The 20,339-nt window shown below is 60.2% G+C and carries 15 protein-coding genes; 2 read left to right on the plus strand and 13 right to left on the minus strand.

Going from position 1 to position 20,339, the window contains the following annotated elements; translation table 11 throughout:
• Positions 1 to 6: 6 nt before the first annotated feature.
• From EOS_RS24045 to EOS_RS24060, 4 genes are read right to left on the minus strand one after another with little or no spacing between them, the layout of a single operon-like run.
• Positions 7 to 1,347 carry an NAD(P)/FAD-dependent oxidoreductase gene (locus tag EOS_RS24045; protein WP_047849211.1) on the minus strand — a complete coding sequence of 447 codons (1,341 nt, stop codon included), beginning with the start codon at positions 1,345 to 1,347 and terminating at the stop codon, positions 7 to 9.
• Positions 1,348 to 1,366: 19 nt separating this feature from the next.
• The gene (locus EOS_RS24050; RefSeq protein ID WP_047849212.1) at positions 1,367 to 2,155 is read right to left on the minus strand and encodes an amino acid ABC transporter permease; all 789 of its coding nucleotides are present in this window, start codon (positions 2,153 to 2,155) and stop codon (positions 1,367 to 1,369) included.
• Positions 2,156 to 2,184: 29 nt separating this feature from the next.
• Positions 2,185 to 3,003: a substrate-binding periplasmic protein gene (locus tag EOS_RS24055; protein ID WP_047849213.1), complete on the minus strand. Its 819-nt coding sequence runs from the start codon at positions 3,001 to 3,003 to the stop codon at positions 2,185 to 2,187.
• 49 nt (positions 3,004 to 3,052) lie between these two features.
• The gene (locus EOS_RS24060; protein WP_047849214.1) at positions 3,053 to 4,375 is read right to left on the minus strand and encodes an NAD(P)/FAD-dependent oxidoreductase; all 1,323 of its coding nucleotides are present in this window, start codon (positions 4,373 to 4,375) and stop codon (positions 3,053 to 3,055) included.
• A 152-nt stretch (positions 4,376 to 4,527) separates the two neighbouring features.
• On the opposite strand from EOS_RS24060, the gene EOS_RS24065 reads away from it, so the two are divergent.
• Complete coding sequence (locus EOS_RS24065) at positions 4,528 to 5,445, plus strand: LysR substrate-binding domain-containing protein (protein WP_047849215.1); 918 nt, start codon at positions 4,528 to 4,530, stop codon at positions 5,443 to 5,445.
• A gap of 184 nt (positions 5,446 to 5,629) precedes the next feature.
• On the opposite strand, the gene maiA is transcribed toward EOS_RS24065, so the two are convergent.
• The 3 genes from maiA to EOS_RS24080 form a co-directional block, all read right to left on the minus strand.
• Complete coding sequence (gene maiA / locus EOS_RS24070) at positions 5,630 to 6,292, minus strand: maleylacetoacetate isomerase (RefSeq protein ID WP_047849216.1); 663 nt, start codon at positions 6,290 to 6,292, stop codon at positions 5,630 to 5,632.
• A gap of 202 nt (positions 6,293 to 6,494) precedes the next feature.
• Positions 6,495 to 6,773 carry a hypothetical protein gene (locus EOS_RS24075; RefSeq protein ID WP_047849217.1) on the minus strand — a complete coding sequence of 93 codons (279 nt, stop codon included), beginning with the start codon at positions 6,771 to 6,773 and terminating at the stop codon, positions 6,495 to 6,497.
• Between the two features lie 985 nt (positions 6,774 to 7,758).
• Positions 7,759 to 9,228: an MATE family efflux transporter gene (locus tag EOS_RS24080; protein WP_047849307.1), complete on the minus strand. Its 1,470-nt coding sequence runs from the start codon at positions 9,226 to 9,228 to the stop codon at positions 7,759 to 7,761.
• Positions 9,229 to 9,528: 300 nt separating this feature from the next.
• Between EOS_RS24080 and EOS_RS24085 the strand changes: the two genes are divergently transcribed.
• Positions 9,529 to 9,936 (plus strand): DUF3597 domain-containing protein, encoded by a 408-nt coding sequence (locus EOS_RS24085; RefSeq protein ID WP_047849308.1) that lies wholly within the window; start codon positions 9,529 to 9,531, stop codon positions 9,934 to 9,936.
• A gap of 153 nt (positions 9,937 to 10,089) precedes the next feature.
• Here the strand turns inward: EOS_RS24085 and EOS_RS24090 are convergent, their stop codons facing one another.
• From EOS_RS24090 to EOS_RS24115, 6 genes are all read right to left on the minus strand, one after another.
• Positions 10,090 to 11,169, minus strand: coding sequence for a lipocalin-like domain-containing protein (locus EOS_RS24090; protein ID WP_235442950.1), 1,080 nt, complete (start codon positions 11,167 to 11,169; stop codon positions 10,090 to 10,092).
• 44 nt (positions 11,170 to 11,213) lie between these two features.
• On the minus strand, positions 11,214 to 13,772 hold the full coding sequence (locus tag EOS_RS24095) for an FtsX-like permease family protein (protein ID WP_407639178.1): 2,559 nt from the start codon (positions 13,770 to 13,772) through the stop codon (positions 11,214 to 11,216).
• A gap of 4 nt (positions 13,773 to 13,776) precedes the next feature.
• Positions 13,777 to 14,457 carry an ABC transporter ATP-binding protein gene (locus tag EOS_RS24100; protein ID WP_047849218.1) on the minus strand — a complete coding sequence of 227 codons (681 nt, stop codon included), beginning with the start codon at positions 14,455 to 14,457 and terminating at the stop codon, positions 13,777 to 13,779.
• 97 nt (positions 14,458 to 14,554) lie between these two features.
• Entirely contained in the window at positions 14,555 to 16,861 is a 2,307-nt protein-coding gene (locus tag EOS_RS24105) for an LPS-assembly protein LptD (protein WP_047849219.1), read from the minus strand.
• Positions 16,862 to 16,903: 42 nt separating this feature from the next.
• A complete protein-coding gene (gene bamA / locus EOS_RS24110) occupies positions 16,904 to 19,219 on the minus strand; it encodes an outer membrane protein assembly factor BamA (RefSeq protein ID WP_047849220.1) in 2,316 nt (771 codons plus the stop codon).
• A 135-nt stretch (positions 19,220 to 19,354) separates the two neighbouring features.
• Positions 19,355 to 19,813, minus strand: a complete 459-nt coding sequence (locus tag EOS_RS24115) for a hypothetical protein (protein WP_053064024.1) — start codon at positions 19,811 to 19,813, stop codon at positions 19,355 to 19,357.
• Positions 19,814 to 20,339: the final 526 nt, after the last annotated feature.

The raw sequence follows: 20,339 nt of genomic DNA on the forward strand, positions 1-20,339 counted from the left end.
AGATCCTTAAAAGCCCGCGTCGATAACAATCTTCGTGCCGTCACTGAAACGGCTTAGCCGGAACAGGTGTGGATCGACCAGCGGCTTGTCGTTGGTGACCAGATCCGCCATCAGCTTCCCCGCGGCTGGACCAATGCCAAAACCATGCCCCGAAAACCCCGTGCCGATGAAAAGTCCCGGCACGCTTTCGACGCCCGATATCACGGGAATCGCATCCGGCGTGACGTCCATGAGACCTGCCCAGCGCTGCGCGATGCGCGCGCCGCTCAGGTGCGGAAAGACCTTTACGAACTCACGCAAGCCGGCATCGGTATAAGCTGAAATGGGCTCGGGATCGAGTGTGCGGACGTCCTCGAAGGCAGTCCGTTTATCGAGTGCCCAATGACGCGGCCGACGTAGTTCATCGAAGAAACGCGCGCCCATTCCAACCCTCAACGCGCCCAGTTGACTCTTCAGTGCGGGGATATATTTGGGCAACAGACGGAAGCTGTCGGGCGTGATATCCGTGTACGTACGAAAGCCGAACGCAATCGTATAACCGCCGTCCGAGCGCTTGCGGAACGCGAATTCCTTATTGCTTGCGCTCACTGCGGGGCCACCTTCAATGGGTGCTGTCCGCAACACGGAAGCCTTCACCATCAACTGCGGCACGTTGATATCCAGGTTCCCGCAGAACAGCCGCGACCAAGCGCCTCCTGCGACTACGACGCTCTTGCAGCGAATCGTACCCAGCTCGGTGACGACAGCGCTGACTCGGCCCGCGCTTGTTTCTACACCACGCACCGCGCAGGGCGTCAGGATTTTCACGCCGCGTTTGCGCAGCGCATTCGCTATTGCCGGCGCGGCTTTCTGCGGTTCGGCGCGGCCATCGCCTGGCGTGTACAAGCCGCCTTTGAATGCCTTCGTCGCGCCCGGCAGCAACCCGGCGACGGTCTTGGGATCGACTTCGCGGGTATCGAATGCATCGCGGCCAGCCAACGCTCGTGCCTTCTCTAGCCACACGCGATGACCTTCCATTTTCGTGTCGTCATTAGCCATGTACAGGATGCCGCACTGCTTGAAACCGGTATCGATGCCGAGCGTCTGGTCGAGCGTCCGCCACAGCTTCAGGCTTTCGATACTCAGCTCGAACTCGCGCATGTCGCGATGCGTGACACGCACCCAGCCCCAGTTGCGGCTGGATTGCTCGCCCGCTATATGCCCCTTCTCGCATACCGCGACACGCAAGCCTTTATCGCTCAGATACAGCGCCGTACTTACGCCGATGATCCCGCCGCCTACCACGACGACATCCACTTCGTCCGGCAGGGTGGTGTCGTCGGCGACGGTCTCGACTGGTGGTCCCATACGGTGTTATTCCCTGGCTTTAGTTGTGTTGTTCAGCCATGCCCGCGCGGGCTGCTGCGGCCTGGCGCTTAAGCTGCTTGCGAGTGGTGGCGCTTGCGCCGCCGTAACGCGGATTTGAATGCCGGTTAGTCCAGCGGTCGATATGATTGATTGCATGCGTGAGCGGCACGGTAATCAGCAAGTAGACGAGGCCGGCCGCGACTAGCGGCGACAGGTTAGCCGTGTTCACCGACGTGTTCTGTCCAATCGTGAACAGGTCGCGCTGCGAGGTCAGCAAGCCGAGAAAATAAACGAGGCTTGAATCCTTGACGATCGAAATGAACTGGTTCGCAAGCGCGGGCAGGATGCGCCGGACGCCTTGCGGCACGATCACATGACGCATGGCGGTCCAGTACGTCATGCCAAGCGCCTGACACGCGGAGAGCTGCCCCTTGCCCACGCTCTGAATACCCGAGCGAAAAATTTCCGCTATATACGCCGATGAAATCAGCCCGAGCGCCACGATGGCAAGCGGATACGGATTCGGGCCGAAGATCGACAGCCCGACCGGCGCGAGTCCTTGCCCCACGAGCAGGATCACAAGCGCCGCGGGCAAACCGCGAAAGACCTCGACGAACACGCGCGCCGGCACTTCGAGCCAGCGCATGTGCGACACCGCCATCAACGCCAGCACCATGCCCGCGATGATCCCGAGCAAGGTCGAAAACAGCGACAGCACGAGCGTGTTGACGAGCCCCGTTTCGAGCAGCGCAGGCAGCGATCCCGTGAGCAACTGCCAGTCGAGGAAGTTCTGCAGGAATGCGTTCATGGCGCTCTCCGAATCATGTCGGCGGAAATTCAGCTGCCGGTTTTCATCTCGTACGGCGGCAGGCTGGCGGGCTTCGGATAGCCGGGATGGAACTGCGTGTACAGCTTTATCCAGGTGCCGTCGGCCACCAGTTCGTTAAGCGTCTTGTTGACCGCCGCTTCGAGCTTGGCGTTACCCTTGCGCATCGGGAAACCGGCAGGCAGGTTGACGGCCGATATATCCAGCCGGTCCGTAATGTTCAACTGCGGATACTTGCTTTGCAGACCGTCGACGAGCGATTTATCGATGAAAAAACCATCGATGTATTTTGAACGCATGGAGAGGAAGCCTGCGTTCAGATTAGGAAAACGCACGATCTGCGCGCCCGGCAGGTAGCTGTCCGAATACGTATCTTCAATCGTACCTTGCACCACGCCGATACGCTTGTCCTTCACCGAGGCCTTGTCGCTGGTGATCGGGCTATCGGGCAAGGTCGCCACGCTAAGCAGACCCGTGAGATAGCCCTCGGAGAAATCGACCATCTTCAGCCGGTCCTTCGTGATCGAAATCGATCCGGCGGCAAGGTCGATCTGCTGGTTCGACACGCTTGGCAGCAAGCCGCTGAAGTCCTGCGCGCGGAAGTCGACGCTTAAGCCCAGCTTGGCTCCAATAGCACGCAGCAGTTCCACGTCGAAGCCCGTCATCTTGCCGTCGTCGATGTAGGAATAGGGCTTGTTATTGGCGTCCACGCCCGCCATCAGCTTGCCCGGCGCAAGCGTGCCGAGATCATCGGCATACGCGCTGGTCGCGGCCATCAACGAGAGGGGAACGACGATGGAAACGAGCCTGAGAAAGTGTCGAAACCGCATGATGGTTGCTCCAGGAAGACAGCGGTGGATTGAAAGTAAAGCGTTATTGCTAAGACAACGCGCCGCGCACGCGTCCGTTCCAGCAGTCGTCGAGCTGATACAGCGCAGCACCCACCGGCACGATCAAGGTGCTGGCCATGCCGCCCGGACTCAGCGGAAACGGACCTTCGCCGAACGCGCCGGGTACGGCATCGAGACCCAGCAGGGTTCTCGCAATGCGCTGCCCGAGGTAAGTCATCAACGCAACGCCATTGCCGTTGCAGCCGAGCGCGTAAAACACGCCGTCGCGCTCGCCGATGTGCGCGAGCTTGTCGCCGGTCATCGCAACGTATCCTTTCCATGCATGCGTGATACGCACGTCGCGCAAGGCGGGCCAGAGTTGCACCATTTTTGCGTGCAGGATCCGCGCCGCCGCCCGTTCGCCGATTTCGCGAAACGAGGGTCGCGAGCCGAATAACATGCGCGTGCCGTCAGGAGAGGGACGCGTATAAAACAGGTTGCGCTTGGAGTCGCTAATCATGCGGCGGCCTGGATTCAATACCTCCATCAGTCCCGGCGGCAGGGGTTCCGTTGCGATCTGATAGCTCGCCACCGGCAGCACGCGACGCGAGAAAAACGGCAGCAAGCGCCCCGTATAACCGTTGGTCGCAACCAGCACTTGCCCGGCGTCGATCTTGCCGCGCGCTGTATGTACACGGAAGCGCGTGCCAGTCCGTTCAATCCGCTCCACTGCCGCGTGCGAGTGCAGGCTTGCGCCGCACCGCCGCGCGAGCTCGCGTAGCGCACGGTGATATTTCGCCGTATGCAGCCCGCCGTATTCATCCACGAGAATGCCGCCGTAGTAATAGTCCGAGCCGACCATCACACGTTGTTCCGCACGCGTCACCACATGCGCCGTCACGCCGGTTTTCTCGCGCAGCAGGTCGCCTTGCCGGCGCAGCCGCTCGAAATGACCGGGTGTGAAGGCACCAAAAAAGCGGCCTGTTATCTGCAGGTCGGCGTCGAGCGCTTCATCGGCTATCAGGCGCTTCAGGTAGTCGAAGCTCGCCGTCGATTCCGCCATCAAGCGGCCCAGCCGTTCCGCCGATACGCCGCGAATCGCATCGGTCAGGGCCAGTTTCTGCCCGCTCGACACCATGCCGCCGCTGCGCGTGCTGCCGCCCGCGCCGATCTCGGCGGCATCCAGTACCGCCACCGATGCACCTTGCCGCGCCGCTTCCGCCGCCGCCGATAACCCGCAATAGCCGCTGCCCACAATCACCAGATCCACGCTTGGCGGTAGCGCGACGCGCGACGTTTCGGGTGGTGCCGCGTCCCACCAATAGGGCGCGAGGCGGAAGTCATCGTGGAAAAGCAGTGCGTCGGCTCGCATGGTTCGCTGGGAATGGCTAGTCGGCAATCAGTTCAGGAACGAGTCTAGGAGCGCCGCCGTCATCCGGTCAAATACGGCCAAAAACGTCTGCTATTCATTTTTGATATGACAAGCTTGGGCGTCGGCTAAGGAAATCGGAGGGAGGCACACACATGAATCAGAAGCAAATCGAAGCGTTCAGGCTGGTGATGCTGCGTGGATCGATGACCGCCGCAGCCGAAGAGCTCGGCACCTCGCAGCCCAGCATCAGCCGCCTGATCGGGGAGCTGGAAGCGTCGACAGGACTTGCGCTTTTCACGCGCAATGGCGGCCGGATTCAGGCCACCGATGCAGGCAGCGCGTTCTACCGCGAGGTCGACCGTAGTTTCGTCGGACTCGAGAAGCTCGCGCATTCGGCGCGCGAGATACGCCAGTTCGGCAGTGGCCGGCTGCGTTTGGTGGCGGTGCCGGTGTTGGCATTATCGTTCGTACCCCTTGTGATCGAGCGTTTCCTGGCGGCGTATCCGCGTATCGCGGTGTCGCTGGAAATGCGTAGCGAAGGCACGATCCAGCGCTGGGCATCGTCTGCGTATTGCGATGTCGGTTTTGCCACCACCACGCCCGACGCGTTCGGCGTGACGAGTGCGGAGTTGTATCGGCTAGCTGGGGTGTGTGCGCTGCCCGCGAAACATCCGCTCACGGCGCGCGAGCGGATACATGCGCGTGACTTGAGGGGTCAGAGCCTCATCCTGCCCTCATATGCCGACGACACACGCTCGTCGCTCGATCGCGCGTTGCGGCAGGCCGGCGCGAACCAGATGCCGATCATTGAGACGCCGTACGGCGCGACCATTTGCGCGATGGTCGCGCGTGGTTTGGGCGTGGGTGTAGTGAATCCGCTTGCCATGTCCGATACCAATCCGTCGCGCATCGTATTCCGGCCGTTCTCGCCGGATGTGATGTTTCGCGGTTTCACGGTTTGTCCTCAATTGCAGCATCCGAACCCGCTGGTAAAGGCTTTCCTCGACCTCACGAACGAAACGATGACGATAGAAACGGCGCGTTTGCGAGGTCTCCCCGCAGCCGTCTGACGTGTCGAAGTGCGTGAGATTGAAAAGATGGGTCGCAAGGCGGTCGAGACGAACTCGCCCGGCTGATGGACGGCTGCTGAAAGGCCGCGCGCTGAGGGGACAAGTGACACGAGGTGGTGCGGGATATTAGAGGCAACGTGCGGCGGCCACGCTCCATCATCCACCGCACGACCATCGCAAGCGCTTACTTCGGCGCGCCTGCCTGACGTTTGGGATCGGCCTTCATGAACGCCGGATGCTGGTCGCACGCAGTCATGATCCGGTCGATAGTCGGTACGTCAGGGATCGTGATCTTGAACACCCGTGTTATCGCGACAATGCTTGCGAGGCAAATGTCCGCCATCGTGGGTTCATCGCCGTGACAGAACGTGCCCGTTTCCGGTGCGCTTGCCAGACGCTGTTCAACCGCGGCCAGTCCCGCGCCGAGCCAGCGGATTTGCCAAGCGCGCCAGGCGGCGGCGTCGAATCCGCCCGTTTCCTGCAGATATTTTTTCACGCGCGGCACGATCAGCGGATGGGTATCGGCAGCACACATCGATGCAATCGACCGCACGCGTGCGCGACCGTATAAATCGCTTGGCAGCAACGGCGGCGAGGGCTGGAGTTCGTCCAGGAATTCGAGGATGGCCAGCGATTGCGTGAGCGGTTCGTGGCCGTCCTGAACCAACGCGGGAATTGACCCTAGCGGACTGATTTTCAGGAATTCCGCTCCGCGTTGCTCACCCGCGTCGAGATCGATGTTCTGTTCGTGTGCGCTCAGGCCTTTCAAATTAAGCGCGACGCGTACGCGAAACGCGGCGGACGAGCGCCAGAACGCGAAGAGTTCGAATTGTGCTTGCTCTGACATGAGGGTTCTTCCTTTGTGGTGGAGGCAGCGGGGAAGTTGGCTTAGTTGTCGACTCTCAACTATGCATCAAAGTTCTCTACACCGCGTCCACAACTTGGATGTTCCTCATGTCACTAAGGTCACTAAGGTTAAAAATGCCAATGCCCGGCGAACTCAAGTTCGCCGGGCATTGGTTTTCTGCTAAGCCAAGCTTCAGCTGTTATTAATTATGGGAATAGGTCGAGCGTGCATCGTTAGCTTGAGCGCGTTCGCCCGATTGCGTGGTGGTGCTTTTCACGCCGCCATACGCGCTTGTGTTGGCATCGTTATTCGATGCTTTTTCCGCTGCGAGGGTTTGCGCGCTTTGGCCGCGTTGCGAAGCAGGTGCGCCGACCAGCGGGTTGTACGACGGTGCCGGACCATAACCGCTGCTAGCGAATGCCGGTGCTGCAAAGGCGGCGGAAACAGCGACTAACAACGCTGCAATAAGGGTCTTGTTCATGATGTGCTCCGATGCGTATAAGTGACTTCATTCATGGGCTACGCAGCGGTCCTGCTGGTTGGTGCGCTGCGTCGATGGAATGGAGTATATGCGCGCACTATCGAAATATTGTACCGATAGAGGGGAATAGTGAATCCGTGCGAAATGAACAATCGGACGGGGTTTTCGTTCGCACTCGGGGTTCTGTTTGGTGGGGTTTTGGGGCGTAGTGGTCGGGGTTGGTGCCGGGTTGCTGCTGCTCAGGTTAGCGGTTGGCTTAAGTTAGCTGATTTCTTTATCACTGTTAGCCACTTTGCGTGGCCGCCCGTCATTTCTTTGTCCAAAGCGACAAAGAAACGAAGCAAAGAAAGCGCTTTCAAACCATGGGCAAGTTAGTGTCCCTAGCGTGCAGGCTAGAAGTTTCTGGCACCTGATAGCACGGTGCTCGCCAGACTGAAGAATGTTTGAACCCCTCCTTCTCGCGAATCCTGACACGAACACGCTTCGCCCCAACGCTCTCGGGCAAGCACCGCACCCCACGGACCATGACGGCCTCACGTGTGCTGGTTGCCTCATTTCCTGGTGGGTTGGCTACGTGGACTGCGAGGTTGTTTCTTGAGGTTGTTTCTTGAGGTTGTTTCTTGAGGTTGTTTCTTGAGGTGGTTGTACGCGGATAGCGCGGGGTGAACCTGTGGCAGGTTCAGTCACTGGTGGCGAAGCGTGTGGGTATCCGTGTTCGGAGAGGTCGGGCTTCAAACATCCTCCAGTCTGGCGAGCACCGTGCTATCAGGTGCCAGAAACTTCTAGCCTGCACGCTAGGGACACTAGCTAGCCGATTGTTGAGAGGCGTTTTCTTTGCTTCTGTTTCTTTTTCGCCGTCGGAAAAAGAAATGAAGTGCCGCCACGCACAGTGGCTAATAGTGGTAAAAAATATAGCTCACTCACGCAGACCACTAACACCGAAAGCAGCAACCCGGCATTAACCCCGACCGCTAAGCCAAAACCCCTAACCACCCCGCGCGGGAAGCTCCTTTAACTCCACGTCCGGCGCAACCGTATTTCCCGCAGCCGCGCCAGGAACATTAACGACGGATTGCTCTAGCCGGTTGCTGTCCTTGCTCGCTAGCGCAGCGCAATCTCCCATCGGCAAGCGCTTAACGACGGAATACGCCACCAGCATCGCCATCGTGCCGAAGATGGCATTGCCGGCAGCCTGTCCGATCATCACACCGACGGGACCATGCCGCATCCCGGCCGCAACAAACGGCACCGTGCCGATAGTCGCGCGCCCCCAGTTGAACAGCGTCGACAACAACGGACGATCGAGATTATTGAACGTCGCGTTCGCGACAAACTGGCAGCCGACGAACGCATAACTCGCCACCAGCCACGAACAGAACGCCGTGATAATGACGGCCGTGTCGCCGCGAGCCGAGAAGGCGCGGATCAAGCCGCCCTGAGCCAGCGCCAGCACGATCCACGCAAGCGCCACCGTCAGCAGCACGAACACCAGGCTGTTGCGAACGGTCTCGCGGATACGGTCCGCGCGGCCCGCGCCGAGATTCTGGGCAATGATCGGCCCGACCGCGCCGGTCAGCGCATAGATCACCGCAAAGGCCACGGGCGTGATGCGGTCGATGGTCGCTTGCCCCGCGACGGCCGCCGCGCCGAAGCTGGCCATCGCGTGCGTGACGTATGCGCTGGCAACGGGCGTCGCGAGGTTGGTCAGCACGGCGGGTAGCGCAACCTTCATGACCGGCTGGCTGTTGGACCACAAGCGAGCAACGCGAACACGGCCAATGAGATCGTTGACCCGGATCGCACCATACAGGCCGACAAGCGCAAGCGCGACGCGCGCGATATCGTTCGATATGGCCGCACCCGTCAGCCCAAGATGGAACCCGAAGATCAGGATCGGATCGAGGATCGCGGTCACGACCGCGGCGGTCAGCGTGACGGTCATCGCTCGCCGGGCGTCGCCGACAGAACGCATCAGCGCGGCTGTACACATGCCGATGGAGAGGAACACGTACGTGGGCGCGGTGATCATCAGGAAGCTGCGGCTCAGCACGCGCGTTTCGCCCGCAGCGCCGAGCGCGTTGAGGATCGGGTCCAGGAAGAGCAACGTGGCGGCGCTCAGCACCATGGTGACTAGCATCATCAACACAAGACTTGCCGACGCCACCTGCCGCGCTTTCGTTCGCTGGCCTGCACCGAGAAGCCGCGCGACGGTGGCGCTGACGCCTATCGTCATGCCGATGGAAATGGCCGTGTGGAAGAAGTTGATGGTCCCGGCGAATCCCACCGCTGCGGCGACCGACGTGTCGCCGAGCAGCGATACATAGAAGAGATTGGCGAGATCGACAGCGAATACGGCCATCAATCCGATCGCGCCTGTTCCTGCCATGACAACGACATGCCGCAAGGTCGAGCCGTGTACGAAGCGGGCGGAGTCAACCTGGCGTTTTGATGTCATGGCGGAGCACGGAGTCGCGGTGGGCGAATGATCGCATGAATAATCCTGGTTTTCGCTCGATGCGAAGCGATAGTCGAAACGAGCGCTGCGTTCAACCTGTCTTTCGGAAACGATCACCCGCGTGCGTTGCCCGCATCACCATCCGAGGCCGATCGATCGCCTACAATGTTCTTGCGGCTGTGCGCTGGCCCAAGACATTGCGCTGATGTTTCGGGAACGCAATTTGCGCACTGGCCGCATGAACCGGCGAACGCGCCGCTTCACAACGTCGTTCACTACGTCGACCAAGGGATATACATCATGAGCATCTTCGGCACTATCCTGAGCAAGATTTTCCCTTCAAGCCATCCGGCGAATACAGCGCCTGCCGATCCGGCCGCGCCTGCTGCAACTGATACAACGGATGCAACCTCGGCACCTGAAGCAAGCGCACCGGCCGCGGCACCAGAACCGGTGGATGTCGAAGCGGTCCTGGCCGACATGCAGGCGAATACGTCGGAGCAATTGAACTGGCGGACGTCGATTGTCGATCTGATGAAATTACTGGGTCTCGACAGCAGCCTTTCCGCACGCAAGGAACTGGCGGGCGAGCTGCACTATACGGGCGACACCAACGATTCCGCATCGATGAACATCTGGTTGCACAAAGCCGTGATGGAGCAGCTTGCGGCCAATGGCGGGAAGGTGCCGGACAGCCTGAAGAACTAAGCTTCGCGTCGCCCTTGCGGCGACGGCTGGCACGCGTGTGCTTGGGCAGCAGATGTCGCACGACAGCACGCGTGCCAGCAAGGTTGTGCGACCGCCTGGTCATGCCCTTGTCACATTGCTTTTTTATGACGCCGTGCCCTGCAACGAGTACCGTTATTTTTCCAGCTTCAGCGCCTTGGCATATCCCGTCAGTTCAAGATAACCGTGACCCAGGGTTTTACCGTCACGACTCACCGCTACCGCTCCCTCCCAATACACCGCGCCCGTCGACTGGCTGGAGTCGAGTTCCTGATCGTCCATCAACGGATCGAGGCGCCATGTGAGCGCACCGGTCCCGAGCTTCTCCGATACCGGGTAAGACGTGCCGGTGCGTGGCGAGCGCCAGGTTCGAAGCGGCGTGAAATCGACTTGCCCCGCATCGAAAACGGTCACGCGACCGTTGGTTTCGCGAAGCGCCGCGTGTGACCAGACGGTGCCGCCATTTCGTCCGCGTACCTTGAATGCCATCAGCGCCGAGCCGTCGGACAGATTGGCGCCGAGCCAGTCCCATCCCGCTGCATCGGCGCTAAGCACCGTGCTCGACCACTCATGATCCAGCCATGCCGAGCCGGTGACTGCCGTGTCAAGTCCGGCTTTATCGCTTGAGTGAGAAACGCGTGTGACCTTACCGCTCACTCGCAATTGCGGTTCGCTGTAGTAATAGCTCGCTTGTGCCGCCAGCGGACCTTTTCGCGAGTAACCTTTGTCGCCTTGCAGCAGCGGTTCCTGAGTCGGCGTGAGCGACAGGTTCAGCGTGAAATCAGCGGCATTCACGGTCACGGTGTAATTTCCATCGGCGGCTCGCACGAGTTGCCATGCATCAAGCTTGACGTCCGTGTTGTCGGTCTTTGCATACGCGAGACCGAAACCCTGACGCGCAATCTTCTGGTCGTGCACGAGTCGTCCCAGCGAGGGATCGCTAAGCGCTGCATGAGCGATGATCAACTGCGACGGTGCAAATGCGCCCGCGTCCGCTGGATCATGTTCGGTCGCCGAGCGAAAGAACGTGATCTGGAAACCGAGCGGTTTGCCGTCCGGTTGATTGAGCCAACCCGTTGCATACCACCATTCGGTGCGAAAGGCCGGATGTGCGCCGGTATCGTGCGCGAAGACAAGCGGATGATCGGGCGTGACGGCGGCGAACTCCGTCGCCATGGACGGTGTATTCGCCAGGCTGCAAACGCCCGCTACCATAAGCCATCGCCACGCCTGGCTTAACAATGTTCGAAGACCACGCATTACCAGTCCTCCTTGACGGCACGCACCGCATCGATCGATACCGCCTTGCGCCCTGCAACCACAGCTGTCGCACATGACGAGATCAGCATCACCAGCGCAACCGTGCTCAACACAGACCATGGGATATGCATCGACATGCTCCAGTGGAACGACTGCGGATTGACGACGAAGACCAGCACGAGACTGATTGCCCAGCCGAGGATAAATCCCACTGCAATCCCGAGCGCAGTCAGCATACCGCCCTCAGCCGCGAGGATGACCAGCACCTGACGACGCGTCACACCAACGTGCCGCAGCATGCCGAACTCCCGCGCGCGAGCGAGTGTTTGCGCGGAGAATGTGGCCGCCACGCCGAACAGCCCGATCACGATCGCCACCGCTTCCAGCAGATAGGTCACCGCGAAGCTCCGGTCGAAAATCGTTAGCGTCCGGGCGCGGATGTCGCCGGGTTGAGCAAACTCCATCGCGGTGCCGAAGGGCAGTTTTCGCAGGCTCGCAATGACACTTTCTACGCTTGCGCCGCGCTTGATCGTGACGGCTACGTCGGTGGCTCCTGTATCACCCGTCAAGCGTCTGTAGTCGGCAAGGCGCAACTGGATCGCGCCGGTTTGCCGCACATAGTCGCGCCAAATGCCTGCCACAACGAACGTCCCGCCAGACGCGCCAATGGATAACCGAAGCCGTTGTCCAAGCCTGTACTGATACAAATCGACCATTGCCTCCGACACCCAGATCGGTGTCTCGCCGTCGTTCAGGGTTGATGGTGGAAGCACTGGGCCGGTCATCTGCATCAATGCACCGGGATCGGCTGCGTCGATGTCGCGCGCTAGCAAGGCCACGGCCGGACGCGCAGGATCGAGCGTGAGATGGGACGTGCGGGTGAACGCAGCGTTCTTTACGCCTGGAGTCGCAGCGAGCGCCGCTTGTTCGTCAGGACTCAGACCGCCGGTGTCGCCATTGGGCGCGACACGAACGTATAGATCGGCGGACAGGAGATGGGTCAGCCACTCATCCACCGACACACGGAAACTCGCGACCATGATGGCCATCGCGACGATCAGCGCAAAGCTCGACAGAACGCCGCCCATGGCGATGGATGCCTGCCCCGGGGCATTCGCGAGCCGGGCGAGCGCCAACGTGGTGGTGGCGCGCGTACGGCGTTTCGTACGCCGGCGGCTGAGCGCGGTGAACACGATCGCCGTGCAACGCGGCATCAGCGCGATACCGCCGATCAGCAACAGCGCGACGGCGAGATAACCGAGGATGGGGACATCGAATAGCGGTGGCAAGAGCGCCAGTATTCCCGCAACAGCGAGGCAAGCAAGCGCAGGCCAGGGCGTTGCCAGCCTTGCCAGCGCGCCTTCTTCACTGCCGGCTTTGAGCGCGGCGGCTGGCCTTGCCCGCGCCGCCTCCAGCGCCGGTACGAGACTGCCGAGCACCGAGACGCCGACGCCCAACGCGAGAAACACCGCGCTTGCAACGGGCTCGAAGCCGACATGAGGCTGCACGCCCGGAAAGTAGCCGCCGCCAAGGTCGCTGCCGAAGAAACGCAGTGCGACGCTCGACAGCGCATAACCCAGTGCCAGACCGAGTACGGAACCGATCACCCCGAGAAGCGCCCCTTCCATCAGGATCTGGCGTAGAAGCTGACCGCGTGTAAAACCCAATACGCGAAGCATCGCGAACTGCGCGCGGCGCCGGACGACCGCTAACGCTTGCGTCGAGAATACGAGGAACGCGCCGGTAAAAAGGGCCACGAGCGCGAGCACATTCATGTTGATGCGATAAGCGCGCGACAAGCGATCGGTCCGGCTTTCATCGTCACGCGTTTCGGCTACGACCAGTTGACTGCCAAGCCGCTCTTGCAGCTCGCGTTTGAAGCGATCCCGATCGACGCCGCGCTCGAGTTGCAGGTCGACGCGCGAGAGTTTCCCTTCAAGACCGAAACGCCACTGAGCGGCGGCAATGTCCATCACCGCAATACGTTGACCGGGCCGTGTCCTGACGATGCCGCCCGCTACCCGAAATTGCACGGTCGACGTGCCGCTACGCAGCGCGACATGCTCGCCGGGTGCTGCGTGAAGCCACTGTTGCGCTGCGGGCGAGAGGAAGATGGCGTCGTCGGAAAGGGTATCGAGCGGACGCTGCGCCGAAGGCACACCGATCAGTTCCGGCGTGATACGGCTTGCCCTGAAGACGTCGATGCCAAGCACTTTCAACGCGGCGCTCTGGCCGGGCACGGTCACATCCAGGTCTAGTACGGGGCTGGCCAAAGCCACGCCCGCTTCCGTTGCAAGACGCGGGTACCAGCTTTCATCGAAGTGTGGCTGCGCACCGCGCACCTGTAAGTCAGCCTCGCCGGAGAGACTCTTGGCCGCCGCGGAGAACTCGTTGAATGCAGCGCTGTTGATGAGCTGCACGGCATAACCGAGCGCCACGCCCAGCGCGATCGTAGCGATGGCCACTATCGCGCGAGCCGGATGACTGCGCCACTCCGCACCTAGCAGCCAACGCGCGAGGAGCCGGCTACCTGCAATACGCCGGGAGGATTGCGTCACGGGCTTATTCACCGGCATGCAGGCCATGCTCGCTCAGGATAAGGATCCGGTCCGCACTGGCCGCCGCGGCCATGGAGTGGGTGACCATGATCGCGGCGGCGCCGTTCGCCTTGATCTCTGCACGGAACAACGAGAGCACTTCATGCGCGGTATCGGGGTCCAGGTTGCCCGTCGGTTCGTCGGCCAGGATCAGCGTGGGCCGGTGCACGAGCGCGCGTGCGATGGCGACACGCTGCAGTTCTCCGCCGGAGAGTTGCCGCGGAAAGTCGTCGCCGCGACCGCCCAGACCAACTGCCTCCAGCAAGTCGAGCGCGCGGGACGGGGCGGTGTTGTTGAGCAGCAATGGCAGCGCGACATTCTGAACCAGCGTCAGATGCGGCAGGACGTGAAATGCCTGGAATACGAAGCCGAGTTTTTGCCGGCGAAGGCGGGTGGCGGCGTCATCGTCGAGACTCGAGATGGACGTACCGTCGATCAGCACCTCGCCGCTGTCGGCGGTATCGAGGCCCGCGATCAGGTTCAAAAGCGTCGACTTGCCGACGCCCGAGTCGCCCATGACCGCGACAAACTCCCCGGGATCGAGTGCGAAGTCGAGACTTGCCAGCAGCACGCGGCCTGCGCCGTAGGCTTTGCTCAAGCCGCGACATTCGAGTGCGGGAGGAACGTCATTGTCGCGGAGGGTCATGAGAATCGGGTCGTCAATGAGTTGAACTGGCTTGCAGCCCTCTACTGTGACAGAGAAGTGCCGCACGCGTGCAGGACGGCAATCCTGCAGTCCATCGTCATTCGTAGTCCGAGAACCGCGACTCGGGCGCAGCTGGCGAAGGCAGCGGCGTATAGCCGGGAATGCTCGCGCGGAATTGTGAGGACAGTCCGTTATCGACTTTCGTCAGCCCTTTGAGTTGAAGCTGTAACAACACGCGGGTCGCGCTGCTGGCTACGCTCGTTGTGGTGGACACGTTGGTGTATTTTTGCACCGCCAGGCTGAGCGACCAGCAGTCTGCGTCGTACTGAACGCCGAGCAGCCCCGCCACAAGGTGATGAGCGACTATGTCGAAATTGGCCTGGCCCACGGCGTAAAGCCTGCGGCTCAGCGGCCATTGTCCTGACGCGACAATCTGGTTCTCCGCCTCGTTCTCGAGGTCCTCGTCGGCACGTGTATACCGGTAGGCAAGGCTGACCACCTCACGATCCGCCGGCTTCCAGGTGAAGCCGGAGGTCGTCCGGTCGAACCGGTCATGCTGCTCGTCGTACTGGACCGCCTGCTCGGTCGAGAAGCCGGCGCCGATCTTGATTGACCCTCCAACAATGATGTCGGTGCCGCGGACATCGGTCACGGATTCGCCCGACTCCAGCACGACTTGCGGATTGGTGAAATAGTATTCCTGCGCGATCACGAAGCGGGCGCGTTCGTCTCCGGTAGCCTGGTTGATGAACCGTGTCGTCACAGCAGCAGTGAGCCGGTTCAGGTCGGCGACCCGGTCGCCGCCGACGAAGGTGTTGTCGGTGAAAATCTGCGCCAGTCCAAAGTCCTCCTCGCCTGTGTCGAAGACCGGTGCGAAGGTCTGGTTCCGGTAGGGCGTATAGACGTAGTACAGCCGGGGTTCCAGCGTCTGGATATAGTCCGTCCCGAACAGGCGCACGCTGCGTTCGAACACGAGCCCGGAGTCCAGGCTGAAGGTGGGCACATTGAACGAGAAGTTATTTGGCTGCCCCGTCGGCGCGCCGCTTCCGATTGAGGTCAGGTCGTACGCAACGTAGTGCCACTGAACCTTTGGCGTAATGAACCATCCCGGCCCGGACAGCGGATAGCTGACAAACGGATTGAACGTGAAGCGGCTGCCTTCAGTGGAGTCGGCGGTCGAAATGCTGAACCGCGTGACGTCCGCCTCGGCGCCGAAATCAAATCCGCCGGCATTGTACTTGGCGTACTTGACGTCGAGTTCCGGGTCGCGATTGTAGGGCGGCGACGTACTGAACGACTGCCAGCGCTGGACGCGTGCGAGCACTGACCATGGACCGTTGTTATAGGTCACGCCCGCTTCCTGCTGGAAGATGTCCTGCCCGTTGACCAGCGAAGCGTTATTGGCGCTCAGGTCCGTCGTGACGTTGACGTCCGACACACTCGAATAATTGATGTACGCGCCGAAACCGTCACCGAAGTTCTGATTGTGCTGGATGTTGATCGAATAGCGGTTGGTCTTGGTGATCGCGTCGCTGGGCAGATACGAGATGGTCGCGGTGCCCGAATACGTGGGCGTCAGATAGCGAAAATTCGTTGTCAGCATGACGCCCCGTTTGGACATGATGCGTGGTGTCAACGTCAGGTCATAGTTCGGCGCAATGTTGAAATAATACGGGAGGGTAAGGTCGAATCCATTCGTTGAACTCAGTGAAAAAGTCGGCGGAAGGAGGCCGCTCTGGCGATTCCCGGACAACGGAAACGACAACCACGGGCTGGCGAAGATAGGCACGCCTTGGAAGAACAGTACGCCGTTGTGGGCGATGCCTTCGTCCGATCCCTGGTCCATGTCGAAACGCGAAGCCTTGAGGTACCAGGCTGGATCGTCTTCGCATTGGCACGCGGTGTAAGTGCCGTGATGCACGACTGAACGCTCGTTATCGATCAGGTCGATGCGCTCGGCACTACCCGAGCCACCCGTCAGATGGAAGTGGTAGGTCGGCGTTGTCATGGTGCCCTCGTTGGCATCGACATGCAGATGGGCTTCCGGACCGGTGAAGACGTCGTAGCCGTCGACCACATGCACGTGGCCGTACGCATCGGCTACGTTACGGTCGACGTCGTAGTGGACAGCGTCGCCCTTCACAAGGGTCGCATCGCGCCGTATCTCGCCGCTGCCCTTGAGCGACATGTCGCGATCCTCATCGCCATTCGTCGAATCGCCGATACCGAACACCGCGGGCGACGAGTTTGCCGGCAACGGATGTTCTGTGACTTCAGGCGCGAATCGCAGGCCCCAGGGCGGTTCGATCGATTCGGCCTGTGATGCCGCGCCGCTTAATTGCGCGCGAGCGGGCGAAGGCGCGAGGAACAGGGCGATCGCCGCTGCGACGGCGATATGACGCATGCACGGCGTGAACCCGATGGGTGTTTCTGCGGAAACCACGGGTTAGAACGACGTGCCGATCTGGAATTGGAACATTTGATACTGGTCACCCGAGTGGCGCACGATCGGGAAGCCGACGTCCAGCTTGAGCGGCCCGATGGGTGAGATCCACTCGAGCCCCGCGCCATAGCTGTAGCGCAAACCGTTGGCGCCGACGCTGTTGCCTTCGTTGCCCCAGACATTGCCGCCGTCAACGAAGGTGAACACCCGCAGCGTCCGGTCGTACCCGGTGCCCGGCAGGGGGAACGTCATTTCAATATTTCCGACGACCATCTTCGAGCCGCCGATGGGGTCGTTGGTCGTGGCGTCGCGCGGTCCGAGCGAACCGGATTCGTAGCCCCGCACCGAGCCAATACCGCCAGCGTAGTAGTTCTTGAAGATCGGATAGGCCTGGCCGCTTATGCCGTGACCGTAACCGGCCTGGAAATTCAGTCCGAGAATAAAGCCTCTCGCCGGCGTGTAATAGTACTGAGCCTGGATATCTGATTTGTAGTACTCGGTATTTCCCAGTGGCGTTCCGAGCTCTGCATTGGTCTGGAGGAAGTAGCCTTTGCTCGGTATCAGCGCGCTGTCGCGTGCGTCGTGCGACCAGGCCGCGGTCACGGGATAGTTGTTCACCACGCGCCCGAAATCGGCCACATAGTTCAGGTAGCTTTGTGGCGTTGACGAGTCCGTATTGAAACGGTCCTGTTCGAAGCCGGCACCAAAATAAACCACATCCGATTCGGAGAAGGGAATGCCGAACTTCAGATCCGCTCCGACCGACGTGATTCGAAAACTCGTATCGTTGAAGTTATAGAGCGGATAGGTGGTTTTGTAGTACACGTCGGTAATGCGCTTGATACCATCGATCGTAAAGTAGGGGTCGGTCTGGGTCACCGCCAAAGTCCGGTACGTCTGTGCCGTATTCACGTTGACGGCCAGCGTGGTGCCGGAGCCGAACACGTTTTCCTGCGACACACCGGCCGACAGCACGACCTTGTCGCTCGAATCGTAGCCGGCGCCCAGCGTGATCGCGCCCGTTGGTTTCTCTTCCACCTTGATGTCCACGTCGACCTCGTCGTTGGTGCCTGGGACGGGGGTCGTGGTTACCTCAGTGTTCGTGAAATAGCCTAGGCGATCGATCCGCTCCTTCGAGAGCTTGAGACGGGCGCTGTCGAACCATGAACTTTCGATCTGGCGCATCTCGCGACGGATCACTTCGTCGCGCGTGCGCGTATTACCTTCAATATTCACGCGACGCACATACACGCGGCGCCCCGGATCGACCTGCAGCGTGATCGCGACAGTGTGATGGACCTGATCGATCCCCGGCTGGGCATTGACCTGCGCGAACGCGTAGCCATATTCGCCCAGCTTGTCGACTACTGCCTGGGTCATGGCTTTCAGTTTTTCAGCCGAGAAACGGTCACCAGCGTGAATAGAGATAAGCTTTTTTAGTTCGGCGTCTCGATCGAGCAGATTGCCGGCAAGCTGGATGCTTGAAATGGTGTATGGCTCACCCTCGTGAATGGTGACGGTCAGGTACATGTCCTTCTTGTCGGGCGAGATCGACACTTGCGTGGAGTCGATGTTGAACTCGAGATACCCGCGGTTCAGGTAATACGAGCGAACGTTCTCCAGATCCCCCGTCAGCTTGTCCTTCGCATACAGGTCGTTCTTCGTGTACCACGAGAACCAGTTAGGGGTCGACAATTGCATTTCATCGAGCAGTGTCTGGCTGCTGGCGATCTGATTGCCTATGAAGTTGATCTGGCGAATCTTCGCGCTCGGACCTTCCGTCACGGAGAACAAAATGGATACGCGGTTGCGGTCGATCGGCGTGACCGTCGTAGTCACGTCGGCGGCGTAATAGCCCCGTGTCAGGTATTGACGCTTCAGTTCCTGTTCGGCTTTGCTGACAAGGGCCTTGTCGTAAGTGCTGCCTTGCGACAGGCCGACCGAATGCAATGCTTTGGTCAGGTTGTCCTTGTCGAACTCGTGAATACCGGCGAAGTCGATTGACGAGACGGCGGCGCGCTCCTGTACTTTCACGACGACCACGTCACCCTGCGTCTCGACCCGGACGTCGTCGAAGAAGCCGGTTGCATAGAGTGCGCGAATGGTTTCCGACGCTTTATCGTCCGAGAAGACGTCACCTCGTTTGAGCGGAACGTAGGCGAAGACCGACCCGGCCTCGATGCGCTTCAGGCCATCTATCTGTATATCCTTGATGACAAAGCTGCTGGTCGCGGCAAACACGGTCGGCGCAATGAACGCATTCAATGCGATGGCGGCAACTGAGTGAGCGGTGCGTAAGTTTCGGAAGTTAAATTTCATTGGATGGTCTTGACGAGCATATCGGCCCGAATGTGTTGCTCTGCTATCCGTGTCGTCGTATCGGACGTGATCGGTGCCGCTTCTGGCCTGAACTCACTGTTTCGGGCCGCTCACGAACTGCGCTGCATTAGCGGATTACTGCAAGGGGCCGCTGGCGTGCGTCGGAATCTGAACGAGTCGTGCTGCGGCTATGAGCGCGTCGACCATGGGGGGGATTTGCTCTCGGGGAAGACAGAATGAAATATCCGCACCGCCCTGAAGGCGGAACGTGAGGACCAGGCTTTTGCCGTTATCGATAGCGCCAAGTTCCCATCCTTCGCAGCCCATCGCGAAGTTAATGTGCGGCGTTGGCCGAAGCATGCGTTCCGACTGCATGATCGCGGCGGGCAGCACTGCGAGCAGTTCCCGGAACACTGAGTAGTGGAACGTAAGCGTGGATTGCTCGCTATGCACCACCATATGTTTACCGTCGGATTCCAGTTCGATCCGGTCGATTGAAGTAACGCGCACCGGCCCGGGCGGATCGTCCTTGTCGATGCTTTCCGCCTGAACCGGGCTGCGCTGGGAGTCAACCTTGTCTTTCACTAGAGGCATATTTTGTAATCCTTATTATTGTGTAAGGTATTGACAGAATTGGCAGCGACCTGGGGTCAAGCTAGCTACCTTGCTGTTCTATTACAGACCGAAAATCCGCCGTTACCGGGTGCCATTTCGCCGGAAGGCGGCTGGCTTCCTGACGGCATCGCGGAAAAAAGCCACGCGATCTCGTCCTGTCGACGCGGTCACGAGGATCTCTGAAAACAGTGGCGTTGAACTGGCTCGCAAAACCGCTGCAAGAACTGGTGCGGAAAGAATATGTTTCATCATGGTTGCTGCCCTCGCGTGCAAGTCGCTAGACGAGTCACTAAAGTAGCCCGCAATGTGACTCGGTGCGTTACGGCTTCGTTACCGTATTTCTCACCGGAAATAGGGGATGGTTTGGCGAGCTGGCCTGGTGGTGTAGAAGAACGCCGGGTGTAAGACAGTCGCTCAGGCTTGCCGGGCAAGCTTCCGATCAGGTTTGTTGCGATGCTCGAGCGTCTCTTTCACGCGTGAGAAAGGAGCGCCAAGACGGCATGCC

Origin of the sequence: Caballeronia mineralivorans PML1(12), from assembly GCF_001028175.1 — a bacterium.
Lineage (GTDB): Bacteria > Pseudomonadota > Gammaproteobacteria > Burkholderiales > Burkholderiaceae > Caballeronia > Caballeronia mineralivorans.

What these genes read in the sequence shown, in the direction of transcription:
- EOS_RS24050 (WP_047849212.1), bottom strand. Translation starts at nt 2,155, where the DNA reads ATGAACGCATTCCTGCAGAACTTCCTCGACTGGCAGTTGCTCACGGGA.
- EOS_RS24065 (WP_047849215.1), top strand. Translation starts at nt 4,528, where the DNA reads ATGAATCAGAAGCAAATCGAAGCGTTCAGGCTGGTGATGCTGCGTGGA.
- EOS_RS24085 (WP_047849308.1), top strand. Translation starts at nt 9,529, where the DNA reads ATGAGCATCTTCGGCACTATCCTGAGCAAGATTTTCCCTTCAAGCCAT.
- EOS_RS24090 (WP_235442950.1), bottom strand. Translation starts at nt 11,169, where the DNA reads ATGGTAGCGGGCGTTTGCAGCCTGGCGAATACACCGTCCATGGCGACG.
- EOS_RS24055 (WP_047849213.1), bottom strand. Translation starts at nt 3,003, where the DNA reads ATGCGGTTTCGACACTTTCTCAGGCTCGTTTCCATCGTCGTTCCCCTC.
- bamA (WP_047849220.1), bottom strand. Translation starts at nt 19,219, where the DNA reads ATGAAATTTAACTTCCGAAACTTACGCACCGCTCACTCAGTTGCCGCC.
- EOS_RS24105 (WP_047849219.1), bottom strand. Translation starts at nt 16,861, where the DNA reads ATGCGTCATATCGCCGTCGCAGCGGCGATCGCCCTGTTCCTCGCGCCT.
- EOS_RS24045 (WP_047849211.1), bottom strand. Translation starts at nt 1,347, where the DNA reads ATGGGACCACCAGTCGAGACCGTCGCCGACGACACCACCCTGCCGGAC.
- EOS_RS24100 (WP_047849218.1), bottom strand. Translation starts at nt 14,457, where the DNA reads ATGACCCTCCGCGACAATGACGTTCCTCCCGCACTCGAATGTCGCGGC.
- EOS_RS24075 (WP_047849217.1), bottom strand. Translation starts at nt 6,773, where the DNA reads ATGAACAAGACCCTTATTGCAGCGTTGTTAGTCGCTGTTTCCGCCGCC.
- EOS_RS24060 (WP_047849214.1), bottom strand. Translation starts at nt 4,375, where the DNA reads ATGCGAGCCGACGCACTGCTTTTCCACGATGACTTCCGCCTCGCGCCC.
- EOS_RS24115 (WP_053064024.1), bottom strand. Translation starts at nt 19,813, where the DNA reads ATGCCTCTAGTGAAAGACAAGGTTGACTCCCAGCGCAGCCCGGTTCAG.
- EOS_RS24080 (WP_047849307.1), bottom strand. Translation starts at nt 9,228, where the DNA reads ATGACATCAAAACGCCAGGTTGACTCCGCCCGCTTCGTACACGGCTCG.
- maiA (WP_047849216.1), bottom strand. Translation starts at nt 6,292, where the DNA reads ATGTCAGAGCAAGCACAATTCGAACTCTTCGCGTTCTGGCGCTCGTCC.